The organism is Rhizobium sp. BR 249, from assembly GCF_047445895.1.
GTDB lineage: Bacteria > Pseudomonadota > Alphaproteobacteria > Rhizobiales > Rhizobiaceae > Rhizobium.
In genome coordinates, this window is record NZ_JARWKX010000008.1 from 112,097 (window position 1) to 135,169 (window position 23,073).

General features: G+C 62.3%; 20 protein-coding genes. 8 read left to right on the forward strand and 12 right to left on the reverse strand.

The window, feature by feature from the left end:
* From QD408_RS09995 to QD408_RS10005, 3 genes are all read right to left on the reverse strand, one after another.
* On the reverse strand, positions 1-1,026 hold the full coding sequence (locus QD408_RS09995) for an ArsR/SmtB family transcription factor (protein WP_414139193.1): 1,026 nt from the start codon (positions 1,024-1,026) through the stop codon (positions 1-3).
* A 431-nt stretch (positions 1,027-1,457) separates the two neighbouring features.
* Complete coding sequence (ettA, locus tag QD408_RS10000; RefSeq protein WP_414139194.1) at positions 1,458-3,107, reverse strand: energy-dependent translational throttle protein EttA; 1,650 nt, start codon at positions 3,105-3,107, stop codon at positions 1,458-1,460.
* A 98-nt stretch (positions 3,108-3,205) separates the two neighbouring features.
* Positions 3,206-3,946 (reverse strand): ribonuclease T2 family protein, encoded by a 741-nt coding sequence (locus QD408_RS10005; protein WP_088673213.1) that lies wholly within the window; start codon positions 3,944-3,946, stop codon positions 3,206-3,208.
* Positions 3,947-4,104: 158 nt separating this feature from the next.
* Here QD408_RS10005 and QD408_RS10010 point away from each other — a divergent pair, with 158 nt between their 5' ends.
* From QD408_RS10010 to QD408_RS10025, 4 genes are read left to right on the forward strand one after another with little or no spacing between them, the layout of a single operon-like run.
* A complete protein-coding gene (locus QD408_RS10010; protein ID WP_414139195.1) occupies positions 4,105-5,049 on the forward strand; it encodes an alpha/beta fold hydrolase in 945 nt (314 codons plus the stop codon).
* A gap of 17 nt (positions 5,050-5,066) precedes the next feature.
* Positions 5,067-6,023 (forward strand): DMT family transporter, encoded by a 957-nt coding sequence (locus QD408_RS10015; protein WP_414139196.1) that lies wholly within the window; start codon positions 5,067-5,069, stop codon positions 6,021-6,023.
* Between the two features lie 17 nt (positions 6,024-6,040).
* Positions 6,041-7,243: a CaiB/BaiF CoA transferase family protein gene (locus tag QD408_RS10020; RefSeq protein WP_414139197.1), complete on the forward strand. Its 1,203-nt coding sequence runs from the start codon at positions 6,041-6,043 to the stop codon at positions 7,241-7,243.
* Complete coding sequence (locus QD408_RS10025; protein WP_414139198.1) at positions 7,240-8,898, forward strand: thiamine pyrophosphate-binding protein; 1,659 nt, start codon at positions 7,240-7,242, stop codon at positions 8,896-8,898. Before QD408_RS10020 ends, QD408_RS10025 begins: the two co-directional genes overlap by 4 nt.
* A gap of 40 nt (positions 8,899-8,938) precedes the next feature.
* On the opposite strand, the gene QD408_RS10030 is transcribed toward QD408_RS10025, so the two are convergent.
* From QD408_RS10030 to QD408_RS10040, 3 genes are all read right to left on the reverse strand, one after another.
* Positions 8,939-9,283: a RidA family protein gene (locus tag QD408_RS10030; protein WP_088681307.1), complete on the reverse strand. Its 345-nt coding sequence runs from the start codon at positions 9,281-9,283 to the stop codon at positions 8,939-8,941.
* A gap of 73 nt (positions 9,284-9,356) precedes the next feature.
* A complete protein-coding gene (locus QD408_RS10035) occupies positions 9,357-9,695 on the reverse strand; it encodes a TIGR01244 family sulfur transferase (protein ID WP_088681306.1) in 339 nt (112 codons plus the stop codon).
* 72 nt (positions 9,696-9,767) lie between these two features.
* The gene (locus QD408_RS10040) at positions 9,768-10,607 is read right to left on the reverse strand and encodes an aldose 1-epimerase family protein (RefSeq protein ID WP_414139199.1); all 840 of its coding nucleotides are present in this window, start codon (positions 10,605-10,607) and stop codon (positions 9,768-9,770) included.
* 255 nt (positions 10,608-10,862) lie between these two features.
* Here QD408_RS10040 and QD408_RS10045 point away from each other — a divergent pair, with 255 nt between their 5' ends.
* The 4 genes from QD408_RS10045 (at position 10,863) to QD408_RS10060 (ending at position 15,016) form a co-directional block, all read left to right on the forward strand.
* Positions 10,863-12,263 (forward strand): L,D-transpeptidase, encoded by a 1,401-nt coding sequence (locus QD408_RS10045; protein WP_414139200.1) that lies wholly within the window; start codon positions 10,863-10,865, stop codon positions 12,261-12,263.
* 166 nt (positions 12,264-12,429) lie between these two features.
* Positions 12,430-13,398 carry an aliphatic sulfonate ABC transporter substrate-binding protein gene (locus QD408_RS10050; protein WP_414139201.1) on the forward strand — a complete coding sequence of 323 codons (969 nt, stop codon included), beginning with the start codon at positions 12,430-12,432 and terminating at the stop codon, positions 13,396-13,398.
* A gap of 21 nt (positions 13,399-13,419) precedes the next feature.
* On the forward strand, positions 13,420-14,259 hold the full coding sequence (locus tag QD408_RS10055) for an ABC transporter permease (RefSeq protein ID WP_414139202.1): 840 nt from the start codon (positions 13,420-13,422) through the stop codon (positions 14,257-14,259).
* Between the two features lies 1 nt (position 14,260).
* Entirely contained in the window at positions 14,261-15,016 is a 756-nt protein-coding gene (locus QD408_RS10060) for an ABC transporter ATP-binding protein (RefSeq protein ID WP_414139203.1), read from the forward strand.
* Positions 15,017-15,075: 59 nt separating this feature from the next.
* Here the strand turns inward: QD408_RS10060 and QD408_RS10065 are convergent, their stop codons facing one another.
* The 6 genes from QD408_RS10065 to QD408_RS10090 form a co-directional block, all read right to left on the reverse strand.
* Positions 15,076-15,774 carry a ParA family protein gene (locus QD408_RS10065; RefSeq protein WP_088681300.1) on the reverse strand — a complete coding sequence of 233 codons (699 nt, stop codon included), beginning with the start codon at positions 15,772-15,774 and terminating at the stop codon, positions 15,076-15,078.
* A gap of 501 nt (positions 15,775-16,275) precedes the next feature.
* A complete protein-coding gene (locus tag QD408_RS10070) occupies positions 16,276-17,427 on the reverse strand; it encodes an iron-containing alcohol dehydrogenase (protein WP_414139204.1) in 1,152 nt (383 codons plus the stop codon).
* On the reverse strand, positions 17,424-18,809 hold the full coding sequence (locus tag QD408_RS10075; RefSeq protein ID WP_414139205.1) for an aldehyde dehydrogenase family protein: 1,386 nt from the start codon (positions 18,807-18,809) through the stop codon (positions 17,424-17,426). The genes QD408_RS10070 and QD408_RS10075 overlap by 4 nt, the downstream gene beginning before the upstream one ends.
* A gap of 237 nt (positions 18,810-19,046) precedes the next feature.
* The gene (locus tag QD408_RS10080; protein WP_088681297.1) at positions 19,047-20,414 is read right to left on the reverse strand and encodes a glutamine synthetase family protein; all 1,368 of its coding nucleotides are present in this window, start codon (positions 20,412-20,414) and stop codon (positions 19,047-19,049) included.
* Positions 20,415-20,561: 147 nt separating this feature from the next.
* Positions 20,562-22,118 carry an amino acid permease gene (locus tag QD408_RS10085; protein WP_190237396.1) on the reverse strand — a complete coding sequence of 519 codons (1,557 nt, stop codon included), beginning with the start codon at positions 22,116-22,118 and terminating at the stop codon, positions 20,562-20,564.
* 120 nt (positions 22,119-22,238) lie between these two features.
* A complete protein-coding gene (locus QD408_RS10090) occupies positions 22,239-23,009 on the reverse strand; it encodes an N-formylglutamate amidohydrolase (protein WP_414139206.1) in 771 nt (256 codons plus the stop codon).
* Positions 23,010-23,073: the final 64 nt, after the last annotated feature.

Genomic DNA, 23,073 nt, shown 5'->3' on the forward strand with positions numbered 1-23,073 from the left:
TCATACTCTCCCGGCAAATGTAGGTTCGGCGTCTTCGCTCGTCTGCGAAGCCATGAGACGCCTCGGATCGCGCGCGAGCCAGACGGTGACCGTCAGCCCCTGCCCGCCCTGCTGACCCGGATGAAGATCGACGACCTGCTCGACGTCGAGCCCGGCCTTGCGCAGCCAGTCGGACATCGCCTGGTGCGAAAAGCCGAGACGGACATGGGCATGTTCGTCGCGGAGATATTCGAGCGTGTGCGGTGCGAGGTCGATGACCACGAGCCGCCCGCCCGGCCGGAGCATGCGCGCCGCTTCCGCGATCGCAATCTCCGGCTGGTCGAAGAAATGCAGCACCTGATGGATCGTCACCAGGTCGAAATCCTGCCCCTCGAACGGAAGGTTCAGGATATCGGCGTGGCGGACCGTCGCCTTGGTGATGCGTGATTTGTCGAGATTGGCGCGCGCCACGCTCAGCATATCGCGGCTGGCATCGACGCCGATAGCCCGGCGATAAAGCCCGGACAGGAGCTCCAGGATGCGGCCGGTGCCGGTGCCGAGATCCAGCAGTGAATCGATCGGCTGGTTGCCGAGCAGCCGGATGACGGCGGCATCGACCTCCTCATCGGCCGCATGCAGGCGGCGAAGCTCGTCCCATTCCGCGGCGTTGCGGCTGAAATAGGCCTGCGCCCGCTCGGCCCGCTGCCGCTTGACCTGCGAAAGCCGCTCGCCGTCGCGAAGGATGGTCGGATCGTTCTCGGAGACATGTCTCAGCAATGCCCGCACCAGCATGGCCGCCTTGCCGTCCTGCTTGAGCCGGAAATAGGCCCAGGCGCCCTCCTGATAGCGTTCGATCAGTTCGGCTTCGCCGAGCAGCTTCAGGTGGCGGGAGATACGCGGTTGGGATTGACCGAGGATTTCGGTAAGATCGGTCACCGTCAGGTCGCCGCCATCGAGAAGCGCCAGAAGACGCAGGCGCGTAGGTTCGCCGGCCGCCTTCAAGACGTCCACCAGCCCATCCAGTCCCAGCTTCAAAGGTTCGCTCATCATCGGCCCAATCAAGATATAAAGATATCTTTATGTGATTTGAAAAGCGGTGGCAAGCGGCAATTCGCACTCTCCGCGAAATTGCCTGCTCAAATTGCGACAGGCAAAATTGGGTGCGACCCAGAAGCGGTCAGCGCTTTTGGGAGGATAATATGGATAAAAAACAAAGATTTAGGCGCGTCGATTGAATCAGGTTCGGAGCACGACACGATTATACGAAAAAGCCCGAACAAACCGGGCCTCGGTTTGTTGACAAATCTCGTTCTTCACTTGACGTCATCCTCGGCGCCTTGTGCCGAGGATCTGCTGCCCTATCGACCGGAGGCAGATGCTTGGGGCACAAGCCCGAGCATGACGAAAGAGAAGTTGGCGGCTTCACCAGTTGTCAAAGCCCCGGCTGAACCGGGGCTTACAAGGCGAAAAGTCGCTGATCAGCGTGTCAGGCGCTTATGGGCCTGGCTGCCCGGGTTGAGCGCATCCGGGCCGAGGCGGCGGACCTTGTCCTGCTCGTAATCCTCGAAGTTGCCTTCGAACCATTCGACATGGCCCTCGCCTTCGAACGCCAGGATGTGCGTTGCCAGACGGTCGAGGAACATGCGGTCGTGGCTGATGATAATGGCGCAGCCGGCGAAATTCTCGAGCGCGTTTTCAAGAGCGCCCAGCGTTTCCGTATCGAGGTCGTTGGTCGGTTCGTCGAGCAGCAGAACGTTGCCGCCCGCCTTCAGCATCTTGGCGAGGTGCACGCGGTTGCGCTGGCCGCCCGAGAGATTGCCGACCTTCTGCTGCTGGTCGCCGCCCTTGAAGTTGAAGGCGCCGCAATAGGCACGCGAGTTCATGTCGAACTTGCCGAGCTTGATGATTTCGGCGCCGCCGGAGATTTCCTCCCAGACCGTCTTGTCGGCGGCCAGCGCGTCGCGGCTCTGGTCGACATAACCGAGATGCACGGTCTCGCCGATGCGGACCGAACCGCTATCCGGCTTTTCCTGGCCGGTGATCATCTTGAACAGGGTCGTCTTGCCGGCGCCGTTCGGGCCGATGATGCCGACGATGCCGCCCGGCGGCAGCTTGATCGACAGGTCGTTGATCAGCGTGCGGCCCTCGAAGCCCTTGGTGATGCCTTCCAGCTCGATGACCACCTGGCCGAGACGCTCGCTGACCGGGATGATGATCTGCGCGTCGCCGGGACGCTGCTTTTCGGCGGCCTCGACCAGCTGCTCGTAGGACTTGATACGCGCCTTGGACTTTGCCTGGCGGGCCTTCGGGCTGGAAGCGATCCATTCCTGCTCGCGGGTGATCGCCTTCTGGCGGGATGCTTCTTCGCGGTTTTCCTGCAGCATGCGCTTGGCCTTGGCCTGCAGGTAGGCGGAGTAGTTGCCTTCGTAGGGGATGCCGCGGCCGCGGTCGAGTTCCAGGATCCAGCCGGTGACGTTATCCAGGAAGTAGCGGTCGTGGGTAATCATCATCACGGCGCCGGGATAGTCGCGCAGATGCTTTTCGAGCCAGGCGATGGTTTCGGCGTCCAGATGGTTGGTCGGTTCGTCGAGCAGCAGCAGGTCCGGCTGCGACAGCAGCAGGCGGCAGAGCGCGATACGGCGGCGCTCACCACCGGAAAGGCTGGTGACTTCGGCGTCGCGCGGCGGGCAGCGCAGGGCTTCCATCGCCATCTCGACCTGGCTTTCCAGATCCCAGAGGTTCTGGCTGTCGATGATGTCCTGGAGCTTGGCGCCCTCTTCCGCCGTCTCGTCGGAATAGTTCATCATCAGTTCGTTGTAGCGATCGACGATGGCCGTCTTGGAGGCAACGCCTTCCATGACGTTCTCGAACACGGTCTTGTTCGGATCGAGTTTCGGCTCCTGCTCGAGATAGCCGACCGTGGCACCCTCGGCGAGCCAGGCTTCGCCGGTATATTCCTTGTCCTGGCCGGCAATGATGCGCAGCACGGTGGATTTACCGGCGCCGTTCGGGCCGAGGATGCCGATCTTGGCATCGGGGTAGAAGGAAAGGTGGATATTCTCCAGGATCTTCTTGTTGCCGTAGGCCTTGTTGAGGCCGGACATGTGGTAGATGAACTGACGTGCCATACTGCGCTGCTCCGGGCGGGAAACTTCGATTGTGCCGCTATGTAGGCGAAACAGCGCCTGCGGGCAACGCCGAAACCCGGTTTAGGCAGGATTTCCGGTCAGAAGCCCGCAGCGTCGACGACGCCCTCATTGCAGCCGAACGAGGTTTTTCCCGCTCCCTGGATGAGATCGCCGAGGGCCGCGGTTTTTGCCGATGCCGTCCCCGCGTCCTGGGAAAGCCCGATCGTCAGCTCGCTGATCACCCTGACATTGCCGGCCCGGCGGCAGCTCATCTTGACGCGGTCGCCGGCCCCAGGCCCGAAGCTCTTGTCGAAAGCCGCCTTGATCGCCTCGGCCTTGACGGTCTTGCCGATATTGGCGGCAAAGAGATCGCGCACCGCCGAGGCATTGAGCGCGGTCAGCAGATGCATGCTGACGCCGAAATAATCTTCCGCACTCATCTTCGTGCAGGTACCGTGCTTGACCCATTCATGCCGGTCCAGGCCGGATTGCGTGCCGGGCATCGCTTTTGCGAGCGCGGCTTGAGTCTCGGACGCCAGCGTCACCGCCGGCAGTTTGTTCCAGTCGCCGTCCTTGTCCACGCTTTTCTGGTCGTCGCTCACGCCGCAGTAATCCTGCTTCATCGGCCAGAGCCCGTGCAGCGAGAAGTTCGTCGCATCAGGACGCTCACCTGTCTGGCTCGCACATTCGGCTTTCTTCTGGTTGGTCTGGCAGAAGGCGGGCTGCCAGCTCGCAGCCAGAATGAAGCGGGTGCGCCCGCCGCCCTCCTGCGCCGTGGCGGCGCCGGCAAGAACCATCGACACGGCAAACGCCAGGGAACGCAACTGCATGCTGATCATTTCAACCCCCAAAAGAACAATACAGGAACAAATAAGCACGAAGCATGAAAGCCCGCAACCCTGAATCGCAGCAAGGTCGTAAAATTGTTATCGGATAAATCAAACGCTGATGTTGCATTTACTGGCCGATCTGGTCTCTTGCGACAGGGAGGATCTGCATGTTTTCAGATACGCAAAGGCTGGCCTTGCCGGAGGCGTCGCTCGCCTATCACCATGCCGAGGCTGCCGCGCCGGCGCGCGGCATCCTGTTGATATCGCACGGGCTCGCCGAACATTCGAAGCGCTACCGCGTCTTTGCCGAGACGATGACGGCGCGCGGCTATCACGTCTACGCCCATGATCATCGCGGTCATGGCGAGACGACGGCGCCCGACGCGCCGATCGGCCGCTTCGCCCGGCGCGGCGGCGTCGAAAGGGTGATCGGCGACGTCATCGCCATGCGCGCCCACGCAACCTCCCGTCATCCGGGCCTGCCGGTGATCCTCTTCGGCCATTCGATGGGCGGCCTCATTGCCCTCAATGCCGCGGTCACGGCTCCGGGCGACTTCGACGCCGTCGCCGTCTGGAACTCGAATTTCGCCGTCGGGCTTGCCGGCCGCGCCGCCCAGGCAATCCTGCTGGCCGAGCGCATGCTGAAGGGCTCCGACGTGCCGAGCGGACTTCTGCCGAAACTCACCTTCGGCGCCTGGGGCAAATCGATTCCCGGCCGCCGCACCGAGTTCGACTGGCTGTCGCGTCTTCCCCATGAAGTCGACAAATATGTCGCCGATCCGCTCTGCGGCTTCGACGCCTCGGTCTCCCTCTGGCTCGACGTCTTCGAGCTGACCTTCCGCGCCCCGCAGAAGGTCCGCCTCGACCGGCTGGCGCGCGACATGCCGATCCATCTCGTCGGCGGCGGAGAGGACCCGGCAACGGAACGTGGAAAAGCCATTCTCTGGTTGTCAAACCATTTGAAAGGCCACGGCTTCTCCCGTATCAGCACCGTGATATATCAGGATATGCGGCACGAAACGCTGAACGAGATCGGCGCGGAGGCTGCAACCGCAGCTTTCGCGGACTGGTGCGACGAAACCGTCGCCGGATCGCAAACGGCCAAATCCTGAGCAATAGGGATTCCATCATGAGCAGCACGACCGCCCGCCCCGCTTCGTCCACCTCCGAGGTGACGACGGGACTCGCGCTGATGTTTCTTTCGGTGATGTTCTCGCCGCTCATCGATATTTTCGCCAAGCTTGCCGTCGTCACCGTCCCCTCCGCCGAGGTCACTGCCGGCCGCTTCGTCGTGCAGGCGCTCTGCATGCTGCCGATCGTGATATGGCGGCGCAGTTTTGCCGATTTCTCCTGGCGCCAAAGCCTGTTCCATGCCATCCGCGGCGCGATCATCACCATCTCGATGATCTCTTTCGTCACCACGCTGAAATACATGGCGGTCGCCGACGCGATTGCGATCTTCTTCGTCGAGCCGATCATGGTGACGATCCTCGGCGGCATTTTCCTGAAGGAAACCATCGGCTGGCGGCGCTATACGGCCTGCGGCGTCGGCTTCTTCGGGGCGATGCTGATCATCCAGCCGAGTTTCGAGGAGGTCGGCTACATCGCGCTCCTGCCCGTCGTCAGCGCACTCTGCATCGCAATCTTCGTCCTGATGACCCGCGTCCTCTCGCATAGGGAAGATCCCTGGGCGATGCAGTTCCAGATGGGCATCTGGGGTCTCATCTTTTGCGCGCTCCTGCTTTTTATCGGCAACGGAAGCGGCTCCGATCTCTTCGACCCCGTCATGCCCGTGGGCAGCGCCTGGTTCTACGTCGCCGGCGTCGGCGCCATGGCCGCGATCGCCGGCATCTTTGGCGTCTATGCCTATCGCGCCGCCCCGGCCTCGACGCTGGCGCCGCTGCAATATTTCGAGATCGTCTCGGCGACGATCTTCGCCTGGCTGGTTTTCGGCGACTTCCCGGATGCGATCAAATGGCTCGGCATCGCTATCATCATGGCGTCGGGCCTCTATATCCTGTGGCGCGAGCGCCGCTTTGCTTCAAAGCCCGTATCCGATACATCTGAGGTGACGCTGGCGCCGTAGAGATTGCCGGGAGGAACATGACGGAGACCACGACCAAAAAGCCGCCGCTCGCTGGCATCAGGGTGATCGAGCTTGCCCGCGTGCTCGCCGGCCCCTGGGCGGGACAGATGCTTGCCGATCTCGGCGCCGATGTCATCAAGGTCGAAAATCCCGACGGCGGCGACGATACGCGCCAATGGGGGCCGCCCTTCGTCGAAAGGGCGGACGGCGAAAACCTCTCGGCCGCCTATTACCACGCCGCCAATCGCGGCAAGCGCTCCATCACCGCCGACCTGAAGAGCGAGGAGGGTCAGGATCTCGTCCGCCGCCTCGTCGCCACCGCCGATGTGGTGATCGAGAATTTCAAGCTCGGCGGCCTCGTCAAATACGGGCTCGATTACGACAGTCTGCGGAGGGTGAACCCGAAGCTCGTCTATTGCTCGATCACCGGCTTCGGCCAGACCGGCCCCTATGCCAGCCTCGCCGGCTACGACTACATCGTCCAGGGCATGTCCGGCTTCATGTCGATCACAGGCGAGCCGGGCGGCCAGCCGATGAAAGCGGGGGTGGCGATCGCCGATATCTTCACCGGCATCTATGCCGTCTCGGCGATCGAGGCCGCGCTGATCCACGCGCTGAAATCGGGCGAAGGCCAGTTGATCGACATGTCCCTGCTCGACGTGCAGTCGGCCGTGCTCGCCAATCAGAACATGAACTATCTGATCTCCGGCGCCGCACCCACCCGCCTCGGCAACGCCCATCCCAATATCTCGCCCTATGAGGTCGTGCCGGCAGCCGACGGTTATCTCATCCTCGCCGTCGGAAACGATGGCCAGTTCCGTCGCCTCACCACCATCCTCGGCCTGGAGACGATCGCCGATGACGAGCGTTTTTCCACCAACAAGGCCCGCGTCGCCAATCGCGGCGAGGTGCGCCGCCTCATCTCCACCGAGACGCTGAAATGGCAGAAGGCGGATCTCCTGAAGGCCTGCGAGGAGAATGCGGTTCCCGCTGGCGCGATCAACACGATCGAAGAGATGTTCGCCGATCCGCAGGTGCAGTCCCGCGGCCTGCGCATCGATCTTGCCGATGCCGCCGGCACGATCATCCCAGGCGTCCGGACGCCGATCGTTCTGTCCGAGACGCCGTTGCACTATGTCAGGCCGAGCCCGCGCCTCGGCGAACATAACGAAGAAATTCTGGCGGAACTCGAAGAGCGCGAGAGGAAGGCATCGTCATGAAGAAGAGCGGCGGGGCACTGATCGTCGAGGCGCTGAAGGCGAACGGCGTCAAACGCCTCTCCTGTGTGCCGGGAGAAAGCTTCCTCGCCGTCCTCGACGCCCTGCGCGACAGCGATATCGACGTTCTCGTCTGCCGCCAGGAAGGCGGTGCGGCGATGATGGCGGATTGCTGGGGCCGGCTGACCGGCGAACCCGGCATCTGCATGGTGACCCGCGGCCCCGGAGCCACCAATGCCTCCGCCGGCCTTCACATCGCCAAGCAGGATTCGATCCCGATGATCCTCTTCATCGGCCAGGTGCAGCGGGAGGCGCGTGAACGCGAGGCCTTCCAGGAGGTCGAGTTCCGCCGCGCCTTCACCGAATTCGCCAAATGGGTGGGCGAGATCGACGATGCCGCCCGCATTCCCGAATTCGTCACCCGCGCTTTTGCGATTGCCACATCGGGTCGCCCCGGCCCCGTCGTGCTGACGCTGCCGGAGGACATGCTGCACGACGAGGTGGAAGCGCCGCGCGCCAGGCGCTACGCCAGCGTCGAAGCCCATCCCGGCCGCAGGCAGATCGACGATCTCTATCTGCGTCTCCTGAAGGCCGAGCGGCCGATGGTGATCCTCGGCGGCACGCGATGGGATGCCGATGCGGTTGCCGATTTCCAGGCCTTCGCCGAACGCTTCCAACTGCCCGTCGGCTGCTCCTTCCGCCGGCAGATGCTGTTCGACCATCTCCATCCTTGTTATGCCGGCGATGTCGGGATCGGCATCAATCCCGCGCTGGCCAAGGAGATCAAGGAGAGCGACCTGCTGATCCTGCTCGGCGCCCGTATGTCGGAAATGCCGTCTTCCTCCTACACGCTGATCGATATCCCCTACCCCCAGCAATCGCTGGTCCATATCTATCCCGACGCTTCCGAGCTCGGCCGCATCTACCGTCCGGATCTTCCTATCTGCGCAGCCCCTGCCGATTTCGTCGCCGCACTCGCCGATCTGGAAGCCCCGGCCGAGCCGCACTGGGCGGAGCGCACCCGGCGCATGCACCAGGCCTATCTTTCCTGGTCGAAGCCGCCGGCGACCGGCCCCGGCGCCGTCCACATGGGACCGATCATGGAATGGCTGGAAGCCAATACCGGGCCGGACACGATCTTCACCAACGGCGCCGGCAACTACGCCACCTGGCTGCATCGCTTCCATCGTTTCCGCCGCTTCAACACGCAGGCCGCCCCGACCTCCGGCTCGATGGGTTACGGCTTGCCGGCCGCGGTGGCCGCCAAGCGGCTCTTTCCCGAGCGCGAGGTCATCTGCTTTGCCGGCGACGGCTGCTTTCTGATGCACGGCCAGGAATTCGCCACCGCCATCCGCTACGACCTGCCGCTCATCGCGATCGTCGTCAACAACGGCATGTACGGCACGATCCGCATGCATCAGGAGCGCGAATATCCCGGCCGCGTCAGCAGCACCGATCTGACCAATCCCGATTTCGCAGCCCTTGCCCGCGCCTATGGCGGCCACGGCGAAACGGTGGAAAGCACGGAGGAATTCGCCCCCGCCTTCGAGCGGGCGCGAGCGAGCGGCAAGCCGGCAATCATCGAGGTGAAGCTCGATCCGGAAGCGATCACGCCGACCCGGACGCTCTCGGAAATCGCGCAAACAAAAAGCCGGTGAGAGACTCACCGGCTTCAAGCAATCTTAAATCTGTGCGACCTTAGTCGAGCGCGGCCGTGACGATGAATTCGACCTTGTACTTCGGCGCAGCGAGCTTGGCTTCGCTGGTGGCGCGGGCCGGCGGGTTTGCCGGGTCGATCCAGGCTTCCCAGGCTGCGTTCATTTCGCCGAAATAAGCAATGTCGGAGAGATAGACGAGGGTCTGCAGGATCTTCGACTTGTTGCTGCCGGAAGCGGCAAGCAGACGGTCGACCTCGGCAAGCGCAGACTTGCACTGATCGGTGACGCTTTCGCCTTCGCCGACCTGGCCTGCGAGATAGATCGTGTTGCCGTGAATGACGGCGCCGCTCATGCGCGCGCCGACGTCGATACGCTTAATGCTCATTATAGTCTCCTTGGTGAATGAAAGGGCGCGGCGCCAAGGCGCAGCGCCGGGAAATCAGCGCCCGGAACGGGGCTCAGCTGCGGATATGATGCGTCTTCTGGTAGATCGCCGTCGAGCGGGCGCCGGAGCGGCAATAGCCGAGCATCGGCCGCGGGAATTCGTCGAGCGCATCGACCATGCCCTGCACCGCTTCCTCCGTCACGCCCATCGGTCCAACAGGCACATGGGCGATATCGAGACCGAGCTCTTTGGCGCGCGCCTCGATGGCGGAAAACGACGTCTGGTCCGGGCTTTCATGATCGGGGCGGTGGCAGACGATCGATTTGAAGCCCAGCGCCTTGATCTCATCGAGGTCTTCGAGCGTGATCTGACCCGAAACCGAATATTCATCGTCGATCTGGCGAATATCCATCGTCTTGTCTCCTCATAAATCGTGGGCTGAAGGTCTACGACGGTAGCCCGGCAAGCGTCAACAACACTTCGCTTACACGAAGGCAAAGGTCAGCGCATAGCTGCGGCTCTCGCCGGGCGCCAGCATGTTGAACTCGCCGGCCGCCTCGAGCTCGTCACGCAACACCCAGCGATGCGAAACCGGCTCGATGCCGATGATATGGGCCGGCGCCTTCTGGTTCCGCCAGATCTGCAGATAGGGCAGCGTATCGGCGCGGAAACGCACGCGCAGCGTCCTGCCGCCGATCGCGGCGATCGGACCGAGCCTGACTTCCGCAAAGCCCTCCTCCGTCGCCGGCGCATGAACGCAGAAGATGCCGCCCGGCTCTTCGCCGAAGGTCCAGGGAAAGCCGCCATTCTCCAGCATCCGGCCTTCCAGGCGCGTGCCCTCGTCCAGCCATTTGCCGCCAGTGTTCATGTGATACATCAGGAAGGTCGGCACCGTCTGGTCGCTGGTGTTGACGACCCGGTCCTCGAGCCGCACCTCGCCGGTCGCTCCGTCGATCCGCCACAGCCGCTCGATGCGCTGCGGCAGTCCGTCGACGGTCACGATGTCGATATCGGCGCGGCATTCGGCATTGCCGTTCTCGAATTTCGTCCACAGCACCTTGGCTGCATGGCCGGAGGCCGATCCGTGCAGCGGATAGACTTTGCCGTCGGCCCGGCCGGGGATCGGCTGGCGATGGCGGATATGGTCAGGCCCGCAGGTGAAGAGGAAACCTTCGAGCGAGTGATCGATTCGCGGATCGCCATCGTCGGGAATGGCCCGCTTCGGCGCGATATCCACGCCTTCGACGATGCATCCGCCGATATCCAGCACCGATGTTTCGTCCAGCATCAGGCGCGGCCCGCTTGCGGCGGCAAATTCGATCATCTCGGGTCTCCTTAGGGAATTATCGGCGGCGTAGGGTTAGGTTTCCCACCGCTCTTCGTCAATCGGCGCCGTTCCCGTCTTGTGTTTCTGCCGCAACCATGGATTTTGCGGAACTGACGCGGAGACGCAAACGTTTATGAGTAAAAGGAAATCTTAGTGATTTTCATATTTTGTTCAGCACGGTTTCATAAATTCCACACTAGCGTCAAAATTGACGGGTGTGTGTCTGCCCAGTCACTGTTCGAGGTGTGAGACGTGAATCGCTTTTTGAAGACGGCATTTTCCGTTGTGGCCGTGCTGGCAGCCTTTGCCGCCGCAGCGCCCGAGGCAGGCGCGCAGCAGTTCCGCGATCGGCGCCAGGGCGACATCGTGCTGGTCACGCCGAACGGCGAAATCCTCGACTATATCCCATCAGGCTTTGCCTATGCCCGCGACCGCAGCGGCAACCGCGTGCTGATCGACGCCTACGGCAATATCGTCGCCACCGAGATGCGCGCCCGCGGCTATTATCCGCCGCGCCCCGGCTCACATGAGGTCGATAACGGCCAATACGGCAACGATCCCTATTATGCCGATGACAACGGCTATGGCGATACGCGTTATTCCGAGCGCGGCCCCGTAACCGGCGGCATCCCGCGCGATGCGGCGATCGAGCGCCAGCCGCTCGGCGAGCAGCCCTATCCCGAGGACAACAGCATCGGCAATCCGCAGCCTGGCGACGACTATGCCTCGATTGACCCCGATCAGCAGATCCCGCCCGCCGATGCGCCGAAGGCCGCACCCGAAGAGCCCGTGATCACGCTGAAGAACAAGTCGAAGCCCGAGATCGTCGCGCTGCAGGTCTTCCTCGACCGCGCCGGCATCTCTCCCGGCGTCATCGACGGCCATATGGGCTCGAACGTCACCAAGGGGATCTATGCCTACGACCAGATGACCGGGTCGAAACTCGACCCCAACGACACCGACGCCATTCTGGAAGAACTGCGCATGAACGGCGGCCTGCCGGTCGTCAGCTATACGATCACGCCCGCCGACGCCGCCGGCCCCTTCGTCGCAGAAATCCCGGAAGACTATTCGCATAAGGCGCTGCTGCCGTCGCTCGCCTATACCTCGACCACCGAAATGCTGGCCGAGCGCTTCCACATGGATGAAGCCTTCCTCAAGGAAATGAACCCCGGCGCCGATTTCAGCGTTCCCGGCACGGTCATCAAGGTGGTCAATCCGGGCGAAGCGAAAACAGGCGAAGTTGCCCGCATCATCGCCGACAAGGGCCGCAAGCAGGTCTTCGCCTATGACAGCGCCGGCAATCTGCTCGCAGCCTACCCGGCCTCGATCGGCTCCAACGACACGCCCTCCCCGTCCGGCACGGTGACGGTCGAGCGCGTCGCCCTCAATCCCGGCTATACCTACAACCCCAAGATCAATTTCCAGCAGGGCGCCAACGACAAGATCCTCAACATCCCCCCAGGCCCGAACGGCCCGGTCGGCACCGTCTGGATGGCGCTCTCCAAGCCGACCTACGGCATTCACGGCACGCCCGAGCCTTCGAAGATCGGCCGCACCCAGAGCCACGGCTGCATCCGCCTGACCAACTGGGACGCGACCGAGCTTGCCAAGATGGTGAAGCCGGGAGTGACGGTCGAGTTCGTGGATTGACGAAGACGCGGGCGGGATCGGCGCCGCCCGCCATTTGACACAACAATCTAGCGCCGCCCACGACGGCAGTTCAAATTTGCTTCTCCTCTCCCAAAGTTTGGAACCTGAGAGCACGCCAAAAGCTATTAAATCTGTAGATTTTCCTCCATAACACTTTGGAGGTCCCATGAAATCGTTTGTTCGTTTGGCTTTGAGCGCTTTGACGGGTTTGTTCGCAGTCGGGATGGCGCAGGCTGCCGATATCTCGGAAATTCGGGTGGACTGGGCGACGTACAACCCGGTCAGCCTTATCCTGAAGGATGAAGGTATCCTGGAAAAGGAATTCGAAAAGGACGGAATCAAAATCACCTGGGTCCAGTCCGCCGGCTCCAACAAGGCGCTGGAATTCCTGAATGCCGGCTCCCTCGACTTCGGCTCGACCGCGGGTGCGGCGGCATTGATCGGCCGCATCAACGGCAACCCGATCAAATCCGTCTATGTCTATTCCCGTCCGGAATGGACCGCGCTCGTCACGCGTAGGGATACCGGTATTGCCAAGGTCGAGGACCTCAAGGGCAAATCCATCGCCGTAACGCGCGGCACCGATCCGCATATTTTCCTGGTGCGGGCGCTTGCCGATGCTGGCCTCACGGAAAAGGATGTTTCGCTTGTTCTGCTCCAGCATGCCGACGGCCGCGTTGCGCTGAAGCGCGGCGACGTCGACGCCTGGGCCGGCCTCGATCCGATCATGGCTTCCGCCGAGATCGAAGATGGCGATGTGCTCTTTTATCGCAAGCCGGAAAACAACAGTTGGGGCGTTCTCAACGTGCGTGAGGAGTTTGCCGCTGCCCATCCCGATCTCGTCAAGCGCGTGCTTGCTTCCTACGAAAAGGCACGCGCAGAAGCCTTGAAAGATCCGGCCAAGCTCAAAGCCGCGCTCGTCACCGCCACCAAGCTGCCCGAGACCGTGATCGATCGCCAGTTGGAGCGCACGAATCTCGGCTATTCCGTGATTGGCGATGCGCAGCGCGAGACGATCGAAGCCGCAGGCCTCGCTTTGCAAAAGGCCGATGTCATCAAAGCGGATGTCGATGTTTCCAAGGCGGTATCGGCCCTGATCGATCCCAACTACGCCTCCGCCGCCCTCGGCCAGTAACGCGATAGGAAACCCATTCTCATGTCGTTGGTCGACATCGCGCTGTCATGGCGCAATACCGAAACAGCAAGGGAAACCCGGCCACGCCGGGTTTTGCCTTTCAGTCATCCGATCGTCGGCATCCTATTTCCAGTCGCGTTGTTTGCCACCTGGGAGATCCTGGTCCGCACCGGGCTGGTCGGAGGCCGTTTGATGCCCCCGCCTTCGAAAATCCTCCATACGGTCTATGCACTCGCGGCATCGGGCGATCTGACGACGCATGTCGGCGCGACGCTGCGCAGAGTAGCGATCGGATTTGCCTTCGGCTCGTTGGCGGGAACGGCGCTCGGGGCGCTGACCGGCTATTCCAGGCTGCTCGCACGCCTGCTCGACCCGACGCTGCAGGCGCTCAGAGCCATTCCGTCGATCGCCTGGGTGCCGCTGTTCATCCTGTGGTTCGGCATCTTCGAAGCCTCCAAAGTTGCCTTGATCGCCGTCGGCGTCTTCTTTCCGGTCTATCTCGGGGTCTACGGCGCCGTCATCGGCGTCGACCGGCGCATCGTCGACGTCGGCCGCGTCTTCCGGCTTTCGGGGTTCGAACTCATTCGCTTGATCCTGCTGCCGGCGGTTCTTCCGGATTTTGTCCTGGCGCTGCGCGCCGGCCTCGGTCTCGGTTGGATGTTCGTCGTTGCAGCGGAGTTCATGGGCGCGTCGGAGGGCCTGGGTTATCTTCTGGTGGATGGTCAGCAGCTCGGGAAACCGGATCAGATTCTGGCTGCCATCTTGATCTTCGCCGTCGTCGGCAAAGCGACCGACAGCCTGCTCCTGATTGCGAGCACGCCGTTCCTGCGCTGGCGCGACAGCCATACGAGCGGGATCTGACATGCTCGATATAAGCTCTCTATCCAAGATCTATCCCAACGGAACGCACGCGTTGCAAGACTTTTCCCTGAATATCGGAAAGGGCGAACTGGTCGCGGTCATTGGCGGGTCGGGCTGCGGCAAAAGCACTCTACTGAGGCTGTTGTCTGGCCTGGAAGCGCCCACGCAGGGCGAAATCAGCCTCAAGGGACGGCGGCTGGCGGAGCCGGACCCGCTGGTGAATATCGTTTTCCAGGAGCCTCGCCTCTTTCCCTGGCTGACGGTCGCCGACAATATCGGTTTCGGCCTGCGCCATCTCTCAGGCAGCGAACGCGACGAGCAGGTATCGGCGGCCCTGGAGAAGATCGGCCTTCGCGGCTACGAGAAACGCTGGATCAAAGAGCTGTCCGGCGGGCAGGCTCAGCGTGTGGCCTTGGCGCGCGCCCTCGTGACGAAGCCGGCCGTGCTTTTGCTGGACGAACCCTTCTCCGCGCTCGATGCGATGACGCGTGTCGAACTGCAAGATCATTTGATCGATCTCTGGCGTGTGAATGCCACGACGATGCTGCTCGTCACCCACGATATCGAAGAGGCGGCGTTTCTGGCGGATCGGGTGGTCGTGATGCGCCCCCGACCAGGGCGCATTCTCGAAGTGGTCGATATAGGCTTGCCGCGGCAACGCAATCGCATGTCGGACGAACTGGCCTCAGTCAAAAGACGCCTGTCCGACCTTCTGGCCTACTCCCTCAATGAGGGTGGGCGCTCCGCAAGCGCCTGAAAGACGAAATGCGTCACGGGACAAACCGGACGCATTTCATTGGAGAAAGCGGAAAACTGTCAGGCTGCCGTCGCCATCCGGGCCGAGGCCGTCAGCCTGACCGGCAGCTTGCGCATCATTTCCTCGGCGAAACAGGTGGCGTTCTCACGCGCCTTGTCGAGATTGCTGACGCGTGTGGGGTCGATCGTGTGCAGCGTGCCGCCACAGTCGAAGATGTCGCGGAAAGCCGAGCGTTCGATGATCGCGGTGTCCAGCACCGGCACGTGCCGCTCGCTGAGCAGCGACTTGACGAGCTGCAGCGCCCGCGTCGTCACCATCGAGTTGACGCGGGTCAGCACCACCGAATGGCCGATCTTGATGCCCGCCTTCTCGTCCAGGTACTGCAGCAGTTCGAGCACTTGCGCCCCGCCCCGCGCATCCATCGCACAGCCCTGGATCGGGATCAGCACGTGGTCGGAAAGGCCGACGGCGGTGGCGAGCAGCGGGTTGCGCGCGCCCGGCAGGTCGACGATGAAATAGTCGGTATTGTGCTTGTTCTCGCTGATATGCTGCGGCAGCGAGGCGGTAGTCACGAAATCGATCACCGAAATATTGGGCACATCGCCGGAGATCTCATGCCAGCGTGAAATCCAGTGCTGCGGATCGGCATCGAGAATGGTGACGCGATAACCCTTGCGGGCAAGCTCGGTCGCGAGCAGCAGAACTGCGGTCGTCTTGCCGGCGCCGCCCTTGGTGTTTGCGAAAGTAATGACTGGCATGTTCGGTCCTCGGAGGAAAAATGGCGCGAGCCGGAATCGCTCTTTTTACGCACCGTCGGAGCATCGTGCGGTTAACCTATCCTTTCCAATCATGGTTAACAAATTCCAAACGCGCGCGGCGAAATTGCAGCCTGTATTTTTCATATCCCTAAAACTAGAGCCTTTCCGGGTTAGATTGCAGCATTCTGTTGGCTCAAACGGAGTCGGATGGTCGACCGGCCGGCGCGCGTCGTAGCCCAGGTCTACGGCCAAGCCGGCCGGTCGATCAGCCGGCCCGTTTCAGCCAACCCGAAGGGCCGGGCATGTTTCCGCCAGGATCAAAGGCGATCGGCTCGGACGTACCAAGAGGTATGCCCTTCGCCAATCGCCTTTGCCCTGACGAAAACCTGCTTCGGCAGAATGCTGCAATCTAACCCGGAAAGGCTCTAAGGATGCCGCCGATACAAAAAAGCCCGGAGAGCCAATGGCTTCCGGGCCAGTTTGAAGGTCCGCCTCAAGCTTTCAGAAGCAATCCCTGAACAGCGCCTTGGTGTTTTCGAGCGTCATCGCCACCGGGTTGCCGCCCGCACTCGGATCTTCGATCGCCATGGCCGACAATTCGTCGATGCGGTCGGGTGCAGTTCCCATCGCCGTCAGCGTATCCGGCACGCCGAGCTCGGAGCGGAGCTTCAGCACATAATCGTAGAAGCCGTCGAAACCGCCCGAAATGCCGAGATAGGCGGCCGCCCGGCCGATCTTCTCCTCGATCGCGGCGCGGTTGAAGCGCAGCACCGCCGGCATGACAACCGCATTGGTCATGCCGTGATGGGTGTTGTAGACGGCACCGATCGGGTGCGACAGCGCATGGATGGCGCCGAGGCCCTTCTGGAAGGCGACCGCGCCCATGGCGGCGGCAGCCATCATGTTGGCGCGGGCTTCGAGATCGGTGCCCTCCCGATAGGCGCGCGGCAGGAATTCCTTGACGAGCCGCATGCCTTCGAGCGCGATGCCGGCCGACATCGGGTGGTAGAAGGGCGAGGAATAAGCTTCCAGGCAATGGGCGAAGGCATCCATGCCGGTGCCGGCGGTGATGATCTTCGGCATGCCGACCGTCAGTTCCGGATCGGAGATGACGACGCCGGGCAGGAACTTCGGATGGAAGATGATCTTCTTCACATGCGTTACGGAATTGGTGATGACGCTGGCGCGCCCAACCTCCGAGCCGGTGCCGGCCGTCGTCGGCACGGCGACGATCGGCGCGATGCCATCGAGGCTCGCGCGCGTCCACCAGTCGCCGATGTCTTCGAAGTCCCAGACCGGCCGCGTCTGACCGGCCATGAAGGCGACACATTTGCCGAGGTCGAGACCTGAGCCGCCGCCGAAGGCGACGACGCCGTCATGACCGCCGTCCTTGAAAGCCTTGACGCCAGCTTCGAGGTTCTTCTCGTTCGGGTTCGGATCGACATCGGCGAAGATCGCCCGGCCAAGCCCGGCATCTTCGAGGATATCGAGCGCATTCTTGGTGATCGCCATCGAGGCGAGGCCGCGGTCGGTGACGAGCAGCGGCTTTTTGATGCCGAGGCTCTTGCAGGCGTCCGCCAGTTCCTTGATGCGGCCCCGGCCGAGCTTGACCGATGTCGGATAGCTCCAATTTGCGGTGATGTTGCTGCTCATGCTGTGACTTTCTTCAGGTGGAAGGATTTCGGGCGAGTCAGATTCTGGAAACCGATGATCGAGAGCGAACCGCCGCGGCCGGTCTCCTTGACACCGGTCCAGCAGAGCGCCGGATCGAGATAGTCGGCGCGGTTCATGAAAACGGTGCCGGTTTCGATCTCGCGGCCAAGCCGCGCCGCCCGCTCGACATCCTTGGTCCAGAGCGAGGCGGTCAGCCCGTACTGGCTGTCGTTCATCAGGGCGAGTGCCTCCTCGTCGCTCTTCACCTTCATGATGCCGACGGCCGGACCGAAAGTCTCCTCGCGCATGAAGGCCATGGAATGGTCGACATCGACGAGGACCTGCGGCGCGAGATAGGCGCCGCCGTCGTCCTGGGGGAAAAGCTTGGGGTCGACGAGCGCCTTGGCGCCCTTCGCGACCGCATCGGCGATCTGCTCGCGCACCACCTTGGCGAAACGCTTGTTCGCCATCGGCCCGAGCGAAGTTTCCGGATCGAGCGGATTGCCGAGCTTGTAGTTCGAAACCCAGGCAACCGATTTCTCGACGAAAGCGTCATAGAGCGATTCATGCACATAGATGCGCTCGATGCCGCAGCAGCACTGGCCGGAATTGTAGGTCGCGCCGTCCATCAGCGTATCGACGGCCGCATCGAGATCGGCGTCTTCCATGACATAACCCGGATCCTTGCCGCCGAGTTCGAGGCCGAGGCCGGTGAAAGTGCCGGCAGCCGCCCGCTCCATCGAGCGGCCGCCTTCGACCGATCCGGTGAAGTTGACGAAATTGAAGCTGCCGGCGGCAATCAGCGCCGACGTGGTCTCATGGTCGAGGAAAACGTTCTGAAACACGTCTTCGGGAACGCCGGCCTCGATAAAGGCCTGCACCAGCCGTTCGCCGACAAGCAGCGTCTGCGAGGCATGTTTCAGCACCACCGTATTGCCGGCCATCAGCGCCGGCGCGATCGTGTTGATCGCCGTCATGTAGGGATAGTTCCAGGGTGCGACGACGAAGACGACGCCATGCGCTTCGCGCTCGATGCGGCGCTCGAAACGGTCGCTCTCCTCGACGACGACAGGCGCCAGCGCATCCGCCGCAATCGAGGCGACATAGTTGGAGCGCTCGTTGAAGCCCTTGTATTCGCCGCCGTATTTGATCGGCCGGCCCATCTGCCAGGCAAGCTCCGGCACGACGACATCGGACATCTCGTTCAGTCGTGCGGCGCCCTTCAGGACAAGCTGGACACGCTCTTCAAGCGGCCGTTTCGCCCAGGCCTTCTGCGCCTTGCGGGCGCGCGCCACCACGTCCTTGGCGGCGTCGAGCGAAAGTGCCGCGCGCTCCGCGTAAACCGATCCGTCGACCGGTGAAATGCATTGGATCATTGCCATGATCGTTTCCTGTCCTCGTATCATTCAAAATTCAGGTGGGCGACGGCCCCTCATCCGCCTGCCGGCACCTTCTCCCCGCAAGCGGGGCGAAGGGGGATGGCCGCGACCTCTCCGTTCCTCGCCAACATCTCGCAGGGCACGTCCCCTCTCCCCGCAAGCGGGGTCCGAAGGACGGGTCGAGACCAGTGGCTCGACCCCGGCAAGGCTTAGGGTGAGGGGCAAACCCGCAAAATGCTATTAAGCTCTTTCGAACCCGCGCGCCACTTCCCAATCGGTGATGCGGCGGTCGTATTCTTCCTGCTCCCATTCGGCAGCACGGGTGTAATGGTCGATGACGTCGTCGCCGAAGGCTTTGCGCAGCATTGCCGATTCCGTCATTTCAGTCGTTGCCGCGCGCAGCGTGCGTGGGATTTCGCGAATGTCCTTGCCGCCATAGGCGTCACCGACGAAGGGAGCTTCGAGCTCCAGCTTGTTCTCGATGCCGTCGATACCGGCGGCAAGCAGCGCGGCAAAGGCGAGATAGGGATTGAGATCGGAGCCGCCGACGCGGCATTCGATACGGATTCCCTTGGTCTCCTCGCCGCAGAGGCGATAGCCGGCAGTGCGGTTGTCCTTGCTCCAGATCGCCTTGGTCGGCGCGAAGGTGCCGGCCATGAAGCGCTTGTAGGAATTGATGTAGGGCGCCAGGAAATAGGTGATCTCGCTCGCATGGGCGAGAAGCCCGGCGATGTAATTGTGCATCAGCGGCGACATGCCGTATTTGCCGGTGTGATCGAAGAACAGCGGCTTTTCCTCGAGGCTCCAGAGCGACTGATGGATATGCGAGGAACTGCCGGCGGCATTGTAGTTCCACTTGGCGAGGAAGGTGATGGCCTTGCCCTTCGACCAGGCGATCTCCTTGCAGCCGTTCTTGATGATCGCATGCCGGTCGGCCATGGCGAGCGCATCGGCATAACGCACGTTGATCTCCTCCTGGCCGGCGGAAGCCTCGCCCTTGGAGTTCTCGACCGGAATGCCCGCGCCCTGCAGCCCGGTGCGGATCGCCCGCATCACCTCTTCTTCCTTTGTAGTCTGGAAGATGTGATAGTCCTCGTTATAGGCGCTGGCGAGCTTGAGGTTGCGGTAGCCCGCGGTATGCGCCGCCTCATAGCTCTGGTCGAACAGGAAGAATTCCAGCTCCGAGGCCATATAGGCCTTCATGCCCATGTCTTCGAGGCGCTTCACCTGCTTCTTCAGGATCGCGCGCGGCGAATGGGCGACCTCTTCATGGGTGTGATGGTCGAGCACGTCGCAGAGTACGAGCGCCGTGCCTTCGAGCCAGGGAATGCGGCGCAGCGTCGCAAGATCCGGCTTCATCGTGTAGTCGCCGTAGCCCTTTTCCCAGCTCGTCGCCTTGTAGCCGGAGACGGTCTCCATCTCCATGTCGGTGGCTTGCAGGTAGTTGCAGCTGTGCGTTTCCTTCCAGGCGCTTTCGACGAAATATTCCGCCTGGAAACGCTTGCCCATCAGCCGGCCCTGCATGTCCACCTGGCAGGCCAGAACCGTATCGATGCGCCCCTCGGCAACATCCTTCCTGAGATCGTCGATTGTGTAGCTGCTGCTCATGATTGATCCGCCTGAAATTGGAATTGAGAAGATCGGGGCAACGAAATCGCATGCGCTCGGCCGGATGATGGCCTGATGCCTTTTCGTTGAACCGGTGATGGGGCCGCAGGATGCGGCCCCGCCATTGGAGAGGGAAGCCCCGATGCCTTAGCGTTCGCCGCTTTCGCCGACGGCTGCTTCGGCCGCTGCGATCTCGGCCTGGCGTTTTGCCACATCGGCGCCGATCGGCGGCCCCTTGAAGCGCCGGCTCTCGAAGCCGAACCAGACGATTGCGGTGACCACGAGGAAACCGACGGTGATGTAGAGCGCCCATTCGTTCGGCGGCTGGATGCCGAGAATGAAGATCAGGACCATCGCGATGATCGTCAGCACGGCAAAGAGCTTGAAGATCCCTTCGCCGAGGTTCCACGGCCCCATCTTGTCCCACTTCGACGTGCCCCAGGCGAAGAGGCCGAGCGTGATCGGGATCGCGAAGGAGAAGAACAGGAAGATGACCGTGCACGAGACGACGATCGTGTAAACCGGCGTGTCGCCGATCGTAACCAGCGAGGAGCCCCAGACGAACAGCACCGACAGGATCGATCCGGTCCAGATCGCGGCCACCGGGGTGCGGTACTGCGGGCTGACCTTCGACAGCGCCTTGGAGGCCGGCAGGCCGCCGTCACGCGAGAAGGCGAAGATCATGCGGGAGACCGAGGTGACGGTTGCAAGGCCGCACAGCCACTGGCTGACGAGGATCGCCAGATAGAGGATGTCCTTGACGATCGGGTTCACCTGGCTGTCCATCGCCCAGAAGAACACGTTCCAGCCCTGTTTTGCCGCATCGTCCATGTTCGGCAGCATGAGCACGAAGGCGCACAGCATGATATAGCCGAAAAGCGCCGACCACAGGACCGAAGCGACCATGCCGCGCGGCACCGACTCGGCGGCCTTGACGGTTTCTTCCGACGTATGCGCCGAAGCGTCGTAGCCGGTGATCGTGTAGATCGGCAGCAGCAGGCCGAGCAGGAAGACCCAGGTGCCCGAGGTGGACGGCCAGACGTTGCCGCCGACTTCGCCGGAATAATTGGCGAAGGTGAAGAGGCGGCCGAACTCATAGGAAGGGGCTGCGAGCAGGCAGACGACCGCGAGCGCGATCGAGCTTGCGAAGATCAGATAGCCCGAAAAATCGGTCAGCTTCGCGGTCAAGCCGATACCCATGTGGTTCACCAGCGCCTGCGCGCCGGTGATGATCACCAAGAACAGGATGCGCACCGTCGTCGTGTCAGTCAGCCCGAGATAGGTGGTGCCGAAGGAACCCATGAAGAAATAATAGGTGCCGACGTTGATGGCGCCGAGCACGGTGACGAGACCGAGCAGGTTGAACCAGGCGGTCAGCCAGCCGGTGAAGCGGTTGCCGAGGATCGAGCCCCAGTGATAGAGGCCGCCGGCCGTCGGATAGGCGGAGCTGATCTGCGCCATGGCGACGGCAAAGACGAGCGAGATGAAGCATCCCACAGGCCAGCCGATGCCGATCGCCGCTCCGCCGGCGCCCGAAGTCGCCTGCGCCAGCGAATTGATGCCGCCGGAGAGAATGCAGATGATGGAGAATGATACGGCGAAGTTCGAGAACGAACTCATTCGCCGTTCGAGTTCCTGGGCATAGCCCATCGAATGCAGGATATGCACATCCTGCTTCTTATCAAGTTCGGTATAGTCCGACATGACTTCCCCCTGTTCACGACCGGCCGCGGAATTGCGGGCCGGTCCAGTGCCAATTGCCCGCGGCATTTTCGCCATGCGGACGTCCGCAGATTAACTGCTCCCTCGGGTCTTCTTTTTTATTCAGGATTCCAGGCTGTGCTGGAGAAGTCCTGTCAGATAGTCGGCCATGACCCCTTGGCCGCCATCGTCTGCGATGAGGTCGTTGCGGACCTCGATCATCACATTGCGCAAGCCGTTCGAAAGCCCGTGCAGGATCAGCGTGTGGGTCACGCCATCCTCCGGCCCGTAAGGCTGGTTGCGTTCAGTCCTGTAAAGCGGCGCTTCGGCCGCAGCGTCCAGCATGCGGTCGGCAAGCCGGCTGTCTTCGTCGTGCAGTATGCCGAGTTCGACGGCGCGTTGCCGGCCGTGATAGATCGGCGTGAAGCTGTGCATCGTCACGATGACGGTATCCTGCCCCCTCGCCCGCCGATCGCGGATCAGCCCGCGAATGGCGTCGTGGAAGGGCACGTAAAGCGCATCAGTGCGCGCCAGGCGTTCCCCGGCATTCAAATCCTTGTTGCCGGGAATGGCATAGATCTCGCTGGTCTCCGGCATGGCGCCCGGTGAACTGGGCGGCCGGTTGCAGTCGTAGATGAGCCGGGAGAAGCGCTGGTAGACGAGCGTTGCGTCGAGTGCTTGCGATATGCCGCGGGCAACGGCGAGCGCGCCCGGATCCCAGGCGATATGGCTCGACAGCGCTTCGCTGGGCAGGCCGAGATCGCCGAAGGTGGCAGGAAGCGTTTTCGACGCATGCTCGCAGACGAGCAATACCGGGCTCCGGCCTTCGATGCGCTCGATCCCGACGCAATCGCCGTCCGCTTCGCTGAGGATTTTCGGCCGGGCCAGCACCAATGGCGCCACTCCTATCCCTTAATAAAATATTTATAAGAAAAGAATTCTTCAGGTTTCGACGAGT

Excerpts from the sequence above, each read along its gene's own strand:
- QD408_RS09995 (WP_414139193.1), bottom strand. The coding sequence starts at position 1,026 with ATGAGCGAACCTTTGAAGCTGGGACTGGATGGGCTGGTGGACGTCTTG.
- ettA (WP_414139194.1), bottom strand. The coding sequence starts at position 3,107 with ATGGCACGTCAGTTCATCTACCACATGTCCGGCCTCAACAAGGCCTAC.
- QD408_RS10005 (WP_088673213.1), bottom strand. The coding sequence starts at position 3,946 with ATGATCAGCATGCAGTTGCGTTCCCTGGCGTTTGCCGTGTCGATGGTT.
- QD408_RS10010 (WP_414139195.1), top strand. The coding sequence starts at position 4,105 with ATGTTTTCAGATACGCAAAGGCTGGCCTTGCCGGAGGCGTCGCTCGCC.
- QD408_RS10015 (WP_414139196.1), top strand. The coding sequence starts at position 5,067 with ATGAGCAGCACGACCGCCCGCCCCGCTTCGTCCACCTCCGAGGTGACG.
- QD408_RS10020 (WP_414139197.1), top strand. The coding sequence starts at position 6,041 with ATGACGGAGACCACGACCAAAAAGCCGCCGCTCGCTGGCATCAGGGTG.
- QD408_RS10025 (WP_414139198.1), top strand. The coding sequence starts at position 7,240 with ATGAAGAAGAGCGGCGGGGCACTGATCGTCGAGGCGCTGAAGGCGAAC.
- QD408_RS10030 (WP_088681307.1), bottom strand. The coding sequence starts at position 9,283 with ATGAGCATTAAGCGTATCGACGTCGGCGCGCGCATGAGCGGCGCCGTC.
- QD408_RS10035 (WP_088681306.1), bottom strand. The coding sequence starts at position 9,695 with ATGGATATTCGCCAGATCGACGATGAATATTCGGTTTCGGGTCAGATC.
- QD408_RS10040 (WP_414139199.1), bottom strand. The coding sequence starts at position 10,607 with ATGATCGAATTTGCCGCCGCAAGCGGGCCGCGCCTGATGCTGGACGAA.
- QD408_RS10050 (WP_414139201.1), top strand. The coding sequence starts at position 12,430 with ATGAAATCGTTTGTTCGTTTGGCTTTGAGCGCTTTGACGGGTTTGTTC.
- QD408_RS10055 (WP_414139202.1), top strand. The coding sequence starts at position 13,420 with ATGTCGTTGGTCGACATCGCGCTGTCATGGCGCAATACCGAAACAGCA.
- QD408_RS10060 (WP_414139203.1), top strand. The coding sequence starts at position 14,261 with ATGCTCGATATAAGCTCTCTATCCAAGATCTATCCCAACGGAACGCAC.
- QD408_RS10065 (WP_088681300.1), bottom strand. The coding sequence starts at position 15,774 with ATGCCAGTCATTACTTTCGCAAACACCAAGGGCGGCGCCGGCAAGACG.
- QD408_RS10070 (WP_414139204.1), bottom strand. The coding sequence starts at position 17,427 with ATGAGCAGCAACATCACCGCAAATTGGAGCTATCCGACATCGGTCAAG.
- QD408_RS10075 (WP_414139205.1), bottom strand. The coding sequence starts at position 18,809 with ATGGCAATGATCCAATGCATTTCACCGGTCGACGGATCGGTTTACGCG.
- QD408_RS10080 (WP_088681297.1), bottom strand. The coding sequence starts at position 20,414 with ATGAGCAGCAGCTACACAATCGACGATCTCAGGAAGGATGTTGCCGAG.
- QD408_RS10085 (WP_190237396.1), bottom strand. The coding sequence starts at position 22,118 with ATGTCGGACTATACCGAACTTGATAAGAAGCAGGATGTGCATATCCTG.